This is a genomic window from Paraburkholderia sp. D15 (assembly GCF_029910215.1).
GTDB lineage: Bacteria > Pseudomonadota > Gammaproteobacteria > Burkholderiales > Burkholderiaceae > Paraburkholderia.
In genome coordinates this window covers 1,427,196-1,441,991 of record NZ_CP110396.1, presented here as the reverse complement: position 1 = coordinate 1,441,991, position 14,796 = coordinate 1,427,196, and the positions used below count along the sequence as shown (strand labels likewise).

Here is a 14,796-nt window from a genome sequence, read left to right as displayed (position 1 = left end):
TCGCAACTCGTAACGCGTGACGCGTGACCCGCCATGACTCGCGCGCGCCGCCGCCGGTCACGTCGTCTACGTGGTCGGCGACGTATCGCGACCCGGCGGACGCGCGCCCGGATCGGGCGGCAACGCCGTCAACAATCGGGGGCCATGCTGCGCGCCCGCTTTCCAGCCGGCCTGCCAGTCCGCTTCGCCGACCGGTTGCGCCGCTAGCATCACGAGGCCGTGCGCGGCCACGTCGAGCTCGGAGGACACCAACCGGTAGGGCGCGCCTTCCGGGTCGGCAGTGTCTAGCAGCACGTGCCATTCCAGGTGCGGTGCGGGCGGAGTAAAACGCAGCGTGTCCGCATTCGCGTTGAGCATCATCAACAATACTTCGGTTTCGCCGTTCGAGCCGGGACCGGCGCGCCGCAGCGTGAACGCGCGGCCCTCCGGGTCTTGCCAGGCTTCGATGGTGAGCGGATCGCCGTGTTCGTCGAACCAGCCGACGTCGAACAGACCCGGCAACACTTCCCGGTCGCCGAACAGAAAGCGCGTTTCGCGCAGCAACGGATGCTGTTTGCGCAACGCGATCACGCGCGCGACGAACTCCGTCATCTGGCGGCCTTCGGGCAATTGCGCGCGATCCCAGTCGAGCCACGACGTTTCGTTATCCTGGCAGTACGCGTTGTTGTTGCCGTTCTGGGTGCGCAGCGATTCGTCGCCGGCCAGCAGCATCGGCGTGCCGAGCGCCATCAGCAGGGTGGCGACCAGCGAGCGGCCCACGCGTTGACGGGTGGCGAGAAGGGCGGCGTCGTCGCTCGGGCCTTCGACGCCCCAATTGCGGCTGCAATTCTCGTTGTGGCCGTCGTTGTTGTTCTCGCGATTGGCCTCGTTGTGTTTCTGTTCGTACGCGGTCACGTCGGCCAACGTAAAACCGTCGTGCGAGGTGACGAAGTTGACCGACGCCCACGGCTTGCGGAAGCGCCGGTTGAACAGATCGGCCGAGCCGGTCAGACGCGCGGCGAGATCGGGCCGTAGACCCGCGTCGCCGCGCCAGAAACGGCGCACCGTATCGCGGAAACGATCGTTCCACTCGGCGAAGCCGGGCGGATGATTGCCGAGTTGATAGCCGCCCGGCCCGATGTCCCACGGCTCGGAAATCAGCTTGCGTTGCGACAGGATCGGGTCCTGGCGCAATGCGTCGAAGAAACCGGAGCCGGGATCGAAACCGTGCTGCTCGCGCCCGAGCGTCACGCCGAGATCGAACCGGAAGCCGTCGATGTTGAACGCCGTGCACCAGTAACGCAGCGAATCCATCACCATCTGCAGCACGCGCGGATGTGCGATGTTCAGCGTATTGCCGCAACCGGTGTCGTTGATATGGTGGCGCTCGTCGCCGGGAATCAGCCGGTAGTAGCTGGCATTGTCGAGGCCGCGCCATGACACGGTCGGCCCCATCTCGTTGCCTTCGCAGGTGTGGTTGTAGACCACGTCGAGAATCACCTCGATGCCGGCCGCGTGCAACTGGCGCACGGCAATGCGCATTTCGTCGAGACGATGCGTGCTGAGATACGAAGGCTCCGGCGCGAAGAACGCCGCGGTGTTGTAGCCCCAGTAGTTGCGCAGTCCGCGCTCCACCAGAAAACGATCGTTGAGAAACGCATGCACCGGCAGCAGTTCGATCGCGGTGACGCCGAGTTTCTGCAGATGTTCGATGAACTCCGGCGACGCCAGCGCGGCAAACGTGCCGCGTTCGTGCTGGCGCAAATCGGCACGCAGCATCGACGCGCCGCGCACGTGCGTTTCGAACACCACGGTTTCGCCCCACGGCACGTTTGGGCGTTTATCGTGCGACCAGTCGAAGGCTTCGTCGATCACCACGCACTTCGGCATGGCGGGCGCGGAATCGCGCCGGTCGATGGAAAGGTCCGCGCGATTCGAATGCACGCGGTAGCTGAACAGCGCGTCGGACCAGCGGAACTGGCCGACCAGCTTGCGCGCGTATGGATCGAGCAGCAGCTTGTGCGGATTGAAGCGATGCCCGTGTTGCGGTTGATACGGTCCGTGCGCGCGGAACCCGTACGCGGTGCCCGGATGCGCGTTCGGCAGATAGCCGTGCCAGACCTCGTCGGTACATTCGGGCAAGGTGTAGCGGCGGATTTCCTTGCGGCCGGTGGGATCGAACAGACACAGTTCGATTTTTTGCGCGTTCGCCGAGAACACCGCAAAGTTGACGCCGAGGCCATCCCATTTCGCGCCGAGCGGATAGGGCGAGCCGGGCAGAAGCCGGTCGGGCATTGCGTGCGACATGGTTCCCCTTCCTTCGTTCTGTCGTGTGACCGCTATCGAGGGTCTTCATGCGACGAGCGCGCGGTGTGGTGGCCGCGCGCTCGCATCGGGGCGGTGCGCTCCAGCGAACGGAGCGCCAGCCTTTCAGTCGCCGATCGTTCAGTCCGCGCGCAACACGATCGTCGCGAGCGGCGGCAGCGTCAGCGACGCCGAATGCGGCCAGCCATGGCTCGACGTCGGGTCGGTGTGAATCAGACCGCCGTTGCCCATGTTCGAGCCGCCGTACACGCCGGCGTCCGTGTTCAGCACTTCGACCCAGCGCCCCTCGCGCGGCATGCCGAGCCGGTAGCCGACACGCGGCACCGGTGTCATGTTGCAGACCACCACCACCTCCTTGCCGGCGCCGTCGGTGCGGCGATAGGCGAACACGCTGTTGCCGCTGTCGTCGCCGATCAGCCATTCGAAGCCGCCCGGTTCGCTGTCGAGCACGTGCAGCGCGGGTTCGTCGTGATAGAGCCGGTTCAGGTCGCGCACCAGCATCTGCACACCGTGATGGTTGGCGTCGTCGAGCAGATGCCAATGCGGCGACGTGTCGTGATCGAACTCGGCCATCTGGCCGAATTCGCCGCCCATGAACAGCAGCTTCTTGCCCGGATGCGTCCACATGAAACCGAAATACGCGCGCAGATTGGCGAACTTCTGCCAGCGGTCGCCCGGCATCTTGCCGAGCAGCGAGCCCTTGCCGTGCACCACTTCGTCGTGCGAAAGCGGCAGGACGAAGCGCTCCGAATACGCGTACACCATTCCGAACGTCATGTTGTGGTGATGGTATTGGCGATACACCGGGTCTTCTTCCACGTAATGCAGCGTGTCGTGCATCCAGCCCATGTTCCACTTGAACTGGAAGCCGAGGCCGCCGTCCTCGACCTTCGCGGTCACGCCCGGCCATGCGGTCGATTCCTCGGCGATCGTGATCGCGCCGGGCACGCCGGGCACATAGCCGACTTCATGATTGAGCCGCTTGAGGAACGCGATCGACTCCAGATTTTCGCGTCCACCGTAAATGTTCGGCACCCACTGATCGGCGGCGCGCGAGTAGTCGCGGTACAGCATCGACGCCACCGCATCCACCCGCAGGCCGTCGACGTGATAGCGCTTCAGCCACGCGAGCCCCGACGCCACCAGGAACGCGCTCACCTCGTTGCGGCCGAGGTTGTAGATCATCGTGTTCCAGTCCTGGTGATAGCCTTCGCGCGGATCGGCGTGCTCGTAGAGCGGCGTGCCGTCGAAGTCGATCAGCCCATGCGCGTCGTTCGGGAAATGCGCGGGCACCCAGTCGAGAATCACGCCGAGACCGGCCGCGTGCGCCTTGTCGACGAACAACGCGAACTGCTCGGGCTTGCCGAAGCGCGCGGACGGCGCGAACTGCCCGAGCGGCTGATAGCCCCAGGAACCGCCGAACGGATGCTCGGCGATCGGCATGAATTCCACATGCGTGAAGCCCATGCTCTTCACGTACGGGATCAGCCGTTCGGCGAGCTCTTCCCAATCGAGTCCGCGTTGACCTTCTTCCGCGACGCGCAGCCAGGACTCGGCATGCACTTCGTAGATCGAGATCGGCGCACGCGCGGTTTGCTTCGCGGCGCGCGATTGAATCCACTCGCCGTCGGTCCACGGAAACTGCTCGATCTCGTCGACGTGCGCGACCACCGACGCCGTGCCGGGCGGCTTCTCCGTCTGCATCGCGCAGGGGTCGGCCTTCAGCGGCAACGGATGACCGTCGCGCGACAGCAGTTCGTACTTGTAGCGCGTGCCGGGACCGACGCGCGGCACGAACAGCTCCCACACGCCGGCCTGATGACGCAGCCGCATCGGATGACGGCGGCCGTCCCACGCGTTGAAGTCGCCCACCACCGACACGCGCCGCGCGTTCGGCGCCCACACGGCGAAGCGCACGCCGGGCACGCCGTCCACTTCCATCGGCCGTGAGCCGAGACATTCGAGCACTGCGTATGGATCGCCGCCCGCGAGGCGGCCAAGCGGCTCATCGCCCAGCACGGGGCCGAACGAATACGTGTCTTCGACTTCCTGCACCACGCCATGCCAGTCGATCCGCAAGCGATACGGCGCCGCCGACGTGACGCGGCCGGCGAACAGGCCCGGGCGCAACTGATCGAGCTCGCCGAGCGTCGCGCCGTCGGCGCGCGCGATCACGCTGACGTGCGCGGCGTTCGGCAGCAGCGCGCGCACCACCGGACCGGCGTCCGTCTGATGCAGCCCGAGCTGCGAGAAGGGATCGGGGTGACGCGCTTCGACGAGCGCGTCGATTTCCAGCGGTTGCAGGCCTGCGGCCGGATCATGCTCACTCATAGTCGCCCTCGGCCGGGTTAGGCGGTGTGGCGGCGTCAGGCGCCTGGGTTGTGGGATCGTGCGACGCAGCGCCAGTATCGCCCAGCAGACGGCTGGCGAGCGCGGCAAGTCCGCGCACCGGCAAGCCGAGCCATGTCGGACGGTTGGCGGCTTCGTAGCGGATCTCGTAGGCGGCCTTCTCGATCAGGAACAGATCGAGCAGGGCCTGCTCCGCCTCGGGCGCGACCAGCGGCGTCGCCGCTTCGGCGGCGGCCGCGCGGTATTCCCGCAGGAAGGTCTCGGTCGCGTCCGCGCGAAAGCGTTCGAACAGCGTGCGCTTGCGGTCGGCGGTCTGCTGCGGCGCGCTTTCCATGGTGGACTGCGCCGCCGCGCTCGCATACGACAGCGAGCGCATCAAGCCGGCCACGTCGCGCAGCGGGCTCGACTTCTGCCGGCGCTCGTCGAGCGAGCGGGCCGGCTCGCCTTCGAAGTCGATCAGATACGCGTCGCCCTGGGCGACCAGCACCTGGCCCAGATGGAAGTCGCCGTGAATACGGATTCGCAGCGCGTCCACGTCGGCGGGAATCAGCGCGTCGACGGCGGCGACCAGTGCCGCGCGACGGTCGATCAGGCTTTGCGCGAGCGCCCGGGTTTCCGGATCGCTCATCTGTTCGATGCGCGGCGCAAGCAGATCCAGTGCGCTGGCCAGCATCGCCTGCGTGCCGTCGACCCAGGCCTTCACCTGCTTCGCGTCGGTGGGTTCCGGCGCGAAGGCGGGATCGTCGGTGGGCGACGCGAGCGCGACGTGCAATTCGCCCAGCCGTCTGCCGATGATGCCCGCCAGACTGCCGTAGCCTTCCAGCACGATCGCTTCGTTCGCGCGGTCCGGCGTCGATTGCGCGTCGGTATCCACGGCGATCGCGAGTTCGTCGACCGAGCGGCGCAGATAGTCGAGCGACCAGTTCCACGCATCGCCCTGGTTCTCGATATAGCCCTGCAGAATGCACAGCGTATGCGGCACGCCTTCCGGATCGACGCGCACCACTTCGCCATACAGCGGCGCGGTGTTCGCGTAGCCGAGGTGGGTCAGATAGCGGCTGATTTCCGCTTCCGGATGAATTCCGCTGACGAGCCGGCGCACCAGCTTCAGCACGGCCGCGTCGGCGATGATCAGCGAGCTGTTGCTCTGCTCGGCGGCGAGCCAGCGAATATCCGGCCGTTCGCCGAGATCCTTGAGTTCGTCGAAGCGCTCGGTCGGCAGGAACTTGATCTCGCTCTTCTGCACGGTAGGCACGACCGCGCGTTCGCGCAGCTTGCGCATCACGCCGTGCGCGAAGATCGGCAGCGCGAACGCATCCGTCAGATGCCCGACGTTGCGGCCGCGCCGTACGCGCGCGAGCGCCAGTTGCATGAAGAGCGGCGTGGTCGTCTCGCCGCCCCACGTGATCGCGATCGGCACCACGTAGCGTTCGGTGTGATCGCCGACGTCCGCTTCGATCTCGGTGAACGCGAAGCCGCCGTTCGGAATCGTCGTCAATGCGGCGAGCCGCACCGCGTGCATCTTCTCGTCCTTCGACGCGAACCAGCGGCGCCGGCTCAGCCACGACGGCAGCACCTCGGATTCGAGCAGCCGGACGTTCTCCGGCGTCGGACCCGCCTGTCCCTCGCGAATCACGATGGTGACGAATTCCGGCAGCGGTTCCGAATGCGCCTGCGCCCACGTCGGCCGCTGGCCGCCCGGGCACAGCATGAACCACAGGAAACCGTACGGCGGGAAGGTCAGCAGATACGTCAGTTGCCCGATCGCGGGGAATACCGAATCCGCGGTCATTTCGATGGGTACCGAGCCGTTGAATTCGGACAGGTCGAGTTCAACCGCCTGCGGCGCACGCGACAGATTCGCCACGCACAGAATGGGCGGCTCGCCCGGCGTTTCGCGCAGATACGCGAGGATCTTGCGGTTCTCCGGCTTCAGGAAACGGATCGTGCCGCGTCCGAAAGTCTGTTTCGCGCGCCGCGTGGCGAGCATGCGGCGCGTCCAGTTCAGCAGCGAATGCGGGTCGCGGCTTTGCGCTTCCACGTTGACGGCGTCGAAGCCATACAGCGAACCCATCACCGGCGGCAGCACCAGTTGCTCGGGATCGGCGCGCGAGAAACCGCCGTTGCGGTCCGACGACCATTGCATCGGCGTGCGCACGCCGTCGCGGTCGCCCAGGTGGATGTTGTCGCCCATGCCGAGTTCGTCGCCGTAATAGATCACGGGCGTGCCGGGCATGGACAGCAGCAGCGAATTGATCAGCTCGATGCGGCGTCGGTCGCGCTCCATCAGCGGCGCGAGACGGCGGCGAATGCCGAGGTTCAGGCGCGCGCGGCGGTCGCTCGCGTAGGTGTTCCACAAATAGTCGCGCTCGGAGTCCGTGACCATTTCGAGCGTCAGCTCGTCGTGATTGCGCAGGAAGATCGCCCACTGATTTGTCTCGGCGAGATCGGGCGTTTGCCGCATGATGTCGGTGATCGGAAAGCGGTCCTCGCTCGCGATCGACATGTAGATGCGCGGCATCAGCGGGAAGTGGAACGCCATGTGGCATTCGTCTTCGTCGCCGAAATATTCCTTCACGTCTTCCGGCCACTGGTTCGCTTCGGCGAGCAGCATCCGGTTCGGATACTCGGCGTCGATGGTCGCGCGAATCTTCTTCAGGATCGCGTGCGTTTCCGGCAGGTTCTCGTTGTTCGTGCCTTCGCGTTCGACCAGATACGGCACCGCGTCGAGCCGCAGCCCGTCGATGCCCATGTCGAGCCAGAAGCGCATCACCTGCAACACCTCTTTCAGCACGGCCGGGTTGTCGAAGTTCAGATCCGGCTGGTGCGAATAGAAACGGTGCCAGAAATACGCGCCCGCCACCGGGTCGTGCGTCCAGTTCGACGGCTCCGAGTCGATGAAGATGATCCGCGTTTCCTCGTACTTCTTGTCGGTATCGGACCACACGTAGTAGTTGCGATGATTCGAACCTGGCTTCGCGCGGCGCGCGCGCTGAAACCACGGGTGCTGATCCGACGTGTGGTTGATCACCAGCTCGGTAATCACGCGGATGCCGCGCGCGTGCGCTTCCTGAATGAAGCGTTTGACGTCCGAGAGCTGGCCGTAGTCCGGATGCACGTTGCGGTAATCGGCGATGTCGTAGCCGTCGTCGCGTCGCGGCGACGGATAGAACGGCAGCAGCCAGATCGCGTTGACGCCGAGTTCCGCGATGTAGTCGAGTTTCGCGATCAGGCCGGGAAAATCGCCGACGCCGTCGTTATTCGCGTCGAAGAACGACTTGATGTGCACCTGATAGATGATCGCGTCCTTGTACCAGAGCGGATCGTCGGGCAGGGGCGAGGGTTTGGCTCGCCGGTTCGAACGCGCCTTGGCGGCGTTGCCGGTGGCGCTGCCTTGAGCCGGCGACGCGGTTTGGGCTGGGTCGTCACGCTTCATATCGCACCTTCCGTTGGAGTGGGTTGGCCAGCGTCTGCGTGATGGGCGCTGTCGGAGTCGCTGTCGGCGTCGTCGGGACGTTCGGCGGGCAGGCCGCCGAGCGGCGCGATGCGCCAGATCGAAAACGGTTGGCCGGAGCCGAGCTGGATGTGTTGCCAGCGTCCGTGCCAGTCGAAACGCGCGCCCGTCATCTGATCGGTCACTTCGAGCGCGCCGTGGTCATGCAGATGCCAGTGCTGGAAGGTCTCCCACGACAACTCGATGTCGGCGCCCTGTTCGTTGAACGGATCGAGATTGATCGCGACGACGATCACGTTGTCGCGCGATCCGGTCGCTTTCTCGAAGAGCAGAACGTTGTCGTTGTGCGCGGTGAGGAACGTGAGACCGAGATGCGTTTGCAGCGCCGGATTCGCGCGGCGGATGCGGTTCAGCGCGGTGATTTCGCCGACGATGTTGCCCGGCCGGTTCCAGTCCCACGCGCGCAACTGATACTTCTCGGAGTCGAGATATTCCTCGCTGTTGGGCAGCGCGGCGGCCTCGCACAGTTCGAAGCCGCTATACACGCCCCACAGGCCGGCGAGTGTCGACGCGAGCGCCGCGCGAATCAGAAAGCCCGTGCGGCCCTGCGATTGCAGATGGCGCGGATTGATGTCCGGCGTGTTGACGAAGAAGTTCGGCCGGTAGAAGTCGCGCGCGTCGGTCCGCGTGAGTTCGTTCATGTACTCGATGAAGTCGCGCTTCGACTCGCGCCACGTGAAATACGTGTACGACTCGGAGAAGCCGATCTTGCCGAGACGGTTCATCATGCGCGGCCGCGTGAATGCCTCGGCGAGGAAGATCGTGTCCGGGAAGCGCGCGCGCACATCAGCGATCACCCATTCCCAGAACGGCAGCGGCTTGGTGTGCGGATTGTCGATACGGAAAATCCGCACGCCCGCGTCGATCCAGAACAGGAACACGTCGCGCAGCGCGAGCCACAGGTCGGGCTTGGCGTCGTGCGCGTAAAAGTCGGGGTTGACGATGTCCTGATACTTCTTCGGCGGATTTTCCGCGTAGCGCAGCGTGCCGTCGGGACGCCACGCGAACCACGTCGGATGCTCCTTCAGCCACGGGTGATCCGGCGAGCACTGCACCGCGAAGTCGAGCGCGATTTCGAGGCCGTGCGCGTGCGCGGCGGCGAGCATTGCCTTGAAGTCGTCGAGCGTGCCGAGCTGCGGATGCACGGCGGTGTGGCCGCCTTCTGCGCCGCCGATCGCGTACGGACTGCCGACGTCGCCCGGTTGCGCGGTCAGCGTATTGTTGCGGCCCTTACGGTTCGCGACGCCGATCGGATGGATCGGCGGGAAGTACAGCACGTCGAAACCCATGTCGCGGATGCGCGGCAGTTTCGTCGTCACGTCGGCGAACGTGCCGTGGCGCGATTCGTCGTCGCTCATCGAGCGCGGGAAGATCTCGTACCAGCTCGCGAAGCTGGCGGCGGTACGGTCCGCGTCGATCTTGTAGACGACCGGATCGCGACTCAGGAACGGCCGGTGGCGCGCGGCGTTCATCGCCTTCGCGGTGGTCGGCGCGAGCAGCAGCGCGAGGCGCGTCGCGGCGTCGGCCTTCGTGAACACCTTGACGATGTGTTCGAGCGGTTCGGTCACCGCGCCTTCCACGGTCTCCACTTCGGCGAGCACCAGCGCGAACAGATGCGAGGCTTCGTCGAGTTCGAGTTCGACCGTCTGGCCGGCTTTCAGCTTCTTCTGGATGTGCTCGACCAGTGAAGCGAAGTCGTCGCGCCATGCGATCACGGTGAACTCGTGACGGCCTACGCGTTCGAGCGGAATGTGCGCCTTCCAGATGTCGAGGCCGGCGGGCTGCGAGGGCGACATCGGCACTTCGTGCCACGCGGTTTCGTCGGCGGCGCGCCAGAGCACGGCGGCGGCGATCTTGTCGTGCCCTTCGGCGAAGATCGCGGCGGTGACTTCGGCGCGTTCGCCGACGCTGCGCTTGGCCGCGAAGCGGCCGTGATCGACCGAGGGCGTCACGCTTTCGATCGCCACGCGCGGCGCGCTCATCGCTTCGACCACGGTCTTGCGGCCGCTGCGCTTGCTGTTCGCCTTGTCGACGGGCGGCGCGAGGCAGATCGGTTTTTCCGTCACCGCGCGGTAGAGGCGCACCGCGCCGGGCGCGAGCGTGAACGGCGTCAGCGTGGCGGGCTTGCTGTGGCCCGGCGCGTCGAGCGGCACGAAGCGCGTGAAGTTGCCGGGCACGCCGGCCAGAAAGCGCGCGGGATCGACGCGCACCGGCGCGCCGAGGTCGGGATTGATCGCGATCAGGATGGCTTCGTGCGCGTCGCGCAGGTCGGGCTGGTCCGCGCGCAACAGCACGGCGACCGGGGCGCCGGGCCCGCTCAGCGGGCGCAATTCGCCGTTTGCGTGCAGCGCCGCGTTATGACGCGCGACTTCGTTCACGTGCGTGATCGGTCCGGACAGATCGAAGCGCTTGGCCTGAGCCGCGAGCGCGAATTGCGCGGCGTCGCCGCGCGTCTGCGAGATCGGCTCGGCGATGCCGTATTCGAAGCCCATCGGCATCATCCATCCCGTGCCGGTGGAGGCGGAGGCGAATAGCGCGCGCCGGTATGCGCGTTCGACGATGGCGGCGTCGTGCGCGTCGCTCAGGTCGGCGGCGAGGCGCGTGCCGTACGGCGCTTCGGGGAAAGCGATCGGCGCGCCGACGCGCGCGAGCGCCGCATGTTCCTCGACCATCCAGCTCGAGCGGAAGTCCCACCAGCGTACCGACGAGAACACGCTGTCGAAGCCGGCGCTTTCCAATCCGGGCAGATCGCCGCGCGACAGGCCGGGCGTTGCCGCGAGAAAGCGCACGTGCGGATGTTTGGCCCGCACCGCATCGCCGAGCTGGCGCCAGACGGCGGCCGGCACGCGGTGCGGGGAGTCGAAACGGAAGCCGCCCACGCCCGCGTCGGCGAGCGCCAGCAGTTGTTGCGTCCACCAACGGGTGAGCGCGGCGCTGCTGGTCGGGTCGTCGAAGTTCGCGTACGCGACGTTGTCCTCGCGATGCACGTGGCGCGGATCGAGCCGCGCCTCTTCCGATTCGAACGGATGAAACCAGTCGGAATGCTCGGCGTACAGCGCACCGTCGGCGGCCATACGGTCGATCACCAGATCGGCGAGCAGGGTCAAGTCATGCTGGCGGGCGGTGGAGGTCAGTGTGCGTAGCGCGTCGGTGGCGGGCGCCTGCGCCTCGAACACTGGATGCAATTTCGCGTGATTGCCGACCACCTGCCCGTGGCCTGCCTGACCCGGCTCGAAGAGCCCGCCGATCAGCGCGTGATCGAAGCCTAGCGCGGCGGCATGCGCGAATTGCGCAGGCCATGCGGCAAGCGGCCCAACCAGAAGTGAATGAAAAAAGTAAATCCGCGGCGCGTACCCGTTTGGAGATTCCATCGGTCGTTTCCAGATTCGTCCTGCTGCGGTGTGGATGCAATAGACATGCGATCACAGCGCTCATTGGGCTTCCAGAGCCGGCTAACGCTAGCGCGCGCCTGCGTCGAGCGAAGGCGCGTACTGGTCAATGTAGTGCATAGATCGTCACGCCGCTGGCCAGTCGAAGGTGCATGGACGCCATCTGTCGATGAACTGGCGGCCGGCCGGCACTATTCGTTGGAAGCAGCAAGCGTTGTGCCAGTGACGGCCGTGGAGCGGGGCCGGCAGCGTGCCGGAATGGGCCGGCGCATGGCCCGTGGGAGGAAACGGCGGGGTGGTCGAAGCGGGGACGGAGCGAGACGGCGCGCGGACGCCGTGGGAGCGGCGGGTGGGATGTGGGTAAATCGGGGCGCCGCGTGCGGGTTTTACACGCGGCGCCGGAGCCGTTACGACCCGACCAGCCCCGCCGCGATGTTCACGCACAACCCGAGCACGGCGACGTTGAAATAGAACGACAGGATCGACTGTGCGAGCGCGGCGCGGCGGATCGTGCGCGAGCGCAGCACCACGTCCGAGGTCTGTGACGCCACCGCGATCGTGAACGAGAAGTACAGGAAGTCCCAATAGTTCGGTTCGAGCTTGTGATCGGGAAACAGCAGCGGCGTTTCCGCGACGTCCGGGTCGTAATACAGGCGCGCGTAGTGCGACGTGAAGATGGTCGGGATCATGAACCATGCGCCGACCATCGTCAGGCCGGTCAGCGCGTAGTGCCATGCGCTCGACGCGCCGGACGAACCCTTGGCCGACGCCAGTTCGAGCACGATCGCGGCCAGGCTCGCGACCGTCGCCACGCAGATCACGGCGAGCACCACGCCGGCGTTCTCGTCGTCGCGGCGCGCGTAGTCGCGCACGCGGCCTTCGTCGGCGACGATCATGTGCAGCCAGATCAGCACCAGGTAGGTCCATACGGCGGCGTCCCAACCGGCGAGACCCCGTACCATCGGACGCGTATGAGCGGGCAGCAGCAGGGCGATCACGATGCCGACGGCGAGACCGATCAGCATACGCGGCCGGTTACGAAGAACCTGCGGAAAAAGTTGTGCGGACATGAGTGGCGTTTTTAGTCTGTTCGTGTCGCGGATTCTACCTGTGCGTACCTTACGATCGCCAACGCGCATACGTTCGCCAGATCGACGCATTATGATGATCGAATGACTTCCGCATCCGTCAACACTGTCGAGCATCATCCGGCCAACGAAGCCGGTCGCGACTTCGTGGTCGGCGATCTGCACGGCTGCGTCGATGCATTGCGCTATCTGCTGCGCAGTATCGCGTTCGATCCCGCGCGCGACCGGCTGTTCTCGGTCGGCGATCTGGTGGATCGCGGCGAGCACTCCGAACTCGCGTTGACGCTGATCGGCAAGCCGTGGTTCTACCCGGTGCTCGGCAATCACGAAGACACGTTGTGCGGTGTTGCCGAGGGACGCATGCGGCGGCAGTGGTGGTATGGCATCGGCGGGACATGGGCGATGGATTTGCCCGACGAGCGCTTGCAGCAGTACGCGGCGCTATTGCGTCCGTTGCCGCTGGTGCGCGTGGTGGGAAGCGGCAAGGAGCGCTTCAATATTCTGCATGCCGAATTCTTCGGCTCGGATCTCGAACTGGACGCGGGGAATTATTCCGCCGAGACGCGTCAGCAATTGCTCTGGGGACGCGACCTCGCGTTGGGGAACGGCGATCCCGCGTTGCAGCGCGGTCTTTCGCTGACCTATTGCGGTCACACGCCGGTGTCCGATATCAAGCAGGTCGGCTCGCAGGTGTTTATCGACACGGGCGCGTTCTCGTCCAGCGGCAAGCTGACGATCGTCGAGCCGAAGGTGTTGCGGCGCTGGTCGGTTTCGACCGACGAGGCGCGCGCGGATGGGGCGGCTGCGTTGCCGTTGCCTTGAGGCGTGATGGGGCCGTTGGCGGTTGACGGCGCGGCGCGCGAGTTTGCCGCGCGATGCATACATCGACCTTGTGCCGCCTTTTTCTTCCGGTCAGCCGACCTGATTCAGTTCGAACACCATGTCGACGTTCGTGCCGTTCCAGTTGTATTCCAGATAGGCGGCGTGATGGCAGTCGCGCAGCAGCGTCGTCCTGAACGCGGCCAGACACTCGCCGTGCGGATCGCGCACCGATGGATACGCAATACCCGCGGCGCCGGCTTCGCGCGCCGCGCGGCCTAGCGCCTGGCCGGCGAGGTAATCGTCTGGCGAGAGCACCGCGAGATCCAGCGATGCATCGTCGCGAATATCCACCACCTCGCCCTGCGCGACGACCGTGTAAAGACGCATCTGCTGACGCATGGGCGCCTCGGCCGTTGCCGCCAAAAACTTGCCGGTGTGATAACGCGTTTCGGCGATGGCCGTGACGCGCGAACGGGCGCAGTAGAACACGCCGTAACTGCCGTCGGAGAAGCGGCTGCCGAGCGGATTCAGATGCGTCAACGCGGCCATGATCGGCCCATAGCCCGGGCCGAAGCGGCGCTCTTCGAGCGGCACCAGATCGAGGTCGCCGACTTCGGTGCGAAGGCGGTCGTTGGTCATGGCTTCGAGCGCGTAGAGCGCATCGAAATCTTCCGCCGATGCCACGCGGTCGAACAGATTGACAGCCGGAAAGCGTGTGGGAATGACCCGGTACGCGGGCGACCAGTCGAGCGGCGCGCTGTGCCAGCGGTCCTGCCAGTGTGGTTGTGTCACGCCCAGCCGCCTCGCATTGCGTCGAGATATTGGCGCACGGCCACGAGATCGCTGATGTTGCCCGCCAGCATGCGGTCCAGCGCGCGACGGCCGCCGAACGGCGGCGCGCTGTTGGGACGTTTGATCCACGCGTCGGCCGCGCTGGCTTGCGGGAGAAGGATCTGCAGCGCCTTGTAGATGCCGAGCAGCAACGATAGACGTTCGAGCGTGTCGCGCCCGAGGCGGGCGGTTTCCGGCGCGGCTTTCCATTTGAAGAAGGTGGAGCGGCCAGGCGAGCCGAGCAGCACGATCTGCTCTTCGGCACTCAGGTCCCAGTCGCGCGCGATGTTGAAGAAAGCGCGCAACCCCGCCGCCGACATGTCCGCAAAGGAAGGGGATGAGGCGGGTTGTCGAATCGGCGCTTCAGGCTGGGTGGCGCGGGCAGCGTGAGCCATGAGTGGGGAGTCCTGATGTGTACTTGGTGATAATAATAGTCTAGATATGGATTTTTGCAAACTGGAGATGAGTTGGGATGGTGATGGAACGGTGCGGGAATCAT

At 65.7% G+C, this 14,796-nt stretch carries 8 protein-coding genes; 1 reads left to right on the top strand and 7 read right to left on the bottom strand.

What is annotated here, in order from left to right; translation table 11 throughout:
• Window positions 1–66: 66 nt before the first annotated feature.
• The 5 genes from glgX to LFL96_RS26365 all read right to left on the bottom strand — a co-directional run bounded on the left by glgX (window position 67) and on the right by LFL96_RS26365 (window position 12,626).
• Complete coding sequence (gene glgX, locus LFL96_RS26385; protein WP_281003642.1) at window positions 67–2,286, bottom strand: glycogen debranching protein GlgX; 2,220 nt, start codon at window positions 2,284–2,286, stop codon at window positions 67–69.
• Between the two features lie 138 nt (window positions 2,287–2,424).
• A complete protein-coding gene (gene glgB, locus LFL96_RS26380) occupies window positions 2,425–4,635 on the bottom strand; it encodes a 1,4-alpha-glucan branching protein GlgB (RefSeq protein ID WP_281003641.1) in 2,211 nt (736 codons plus the stop codon).
• A complete protein-coding gene (treS, locus tag LFL96_RS26375) occupies window positions 4,628–8,089 on the bottom strand; it encodes a maltose alpha-D-glucosyltransferase (protein WP_281003640.1) in 3,462 nt (1,153 codons plus the stop codon). Before treS ends, glgB begins: the two co-directional genes overlap by 8 nt.
• Window positions 8,086–11,538, bottom strand: a complete 3,453-nt coding sequence (locus LFL96_RS26370) for a maltotransferase domain-containing protein (protein WP_281003639.1) — start codon at window positions 11,536–11,538, stop codon at window positions 8,086–8,088. Before LFL96_RS26370 ends, treS begins: the two co-directional genes overlap by 4 nt.
• Window positions 11,539–11,963: 425 nt before the next feature.
• A complete protein-coding gene (locus tag LFL96_RS26365; RefSeq protein WP_281003638.1) occupies window positions 11,964–12,626 on the bottom strand; it encodes a DUF1345 domain-containing protein in 663 nt (220 codons plus the stop codon).
• A 102-nt stretch (window positions 12,627–12,728) separates the two neighbouring features.
• On the opposite strand from LFL96_RS26365, the gene LFL96_RS26360 reads away from it, so the two are divergent.
• Window positions 12,729–13,466: a metallophosphoesterase gene (locus LFL96_RS26360; protein ID WP_281003637.1), complete on the top strand. Its 738-nt coding sequence runs from the start codon at window positions 12,729–12,731 to the stop codon at window positions 13,464–13,466.
• A 90-nt stretch (window positions 13,467–13,556) separates the two neighbouring features.
• Here the strand turns inward: LFL96_RS26360 and LFL96_RS26355 are convergent, their stop codons facing one another.
• Together LFL96_RS26355 and LFL96_RS26350 are read right to left on the bottom strand one after the other, a co-directional pair.
• Window positions 13,557–14,258 (bottom strand): RES family NAD+ phosphorylase, encoded by a 702-nt coding sequence (locus LFL96_RS26355; RefSeq protein ID WP_281003636.1) that lies wholly within the window; start codon window positions 14,256–14,258, stop codon window positions 13,557–13,559.
• Window positions 14,255–14,692 (bottom strand): MbcA/ParS/Xre antitoxin family protein, encoded by a 438-nt coding sequence (locus LFL96_RS26350; RefSeq protein ID WP_281003635.1) that lies wholly within the window; start codon window positions 14,690–14,692, stop codon window positions 14,255–14,257. Before LFL96_RS26350 ends, LFL96_RS26355 begins: the two co-directional genes overlap by 4 nt.
• Window positions 14,693–14,796 lie beyond the last annotated feature (104 nt).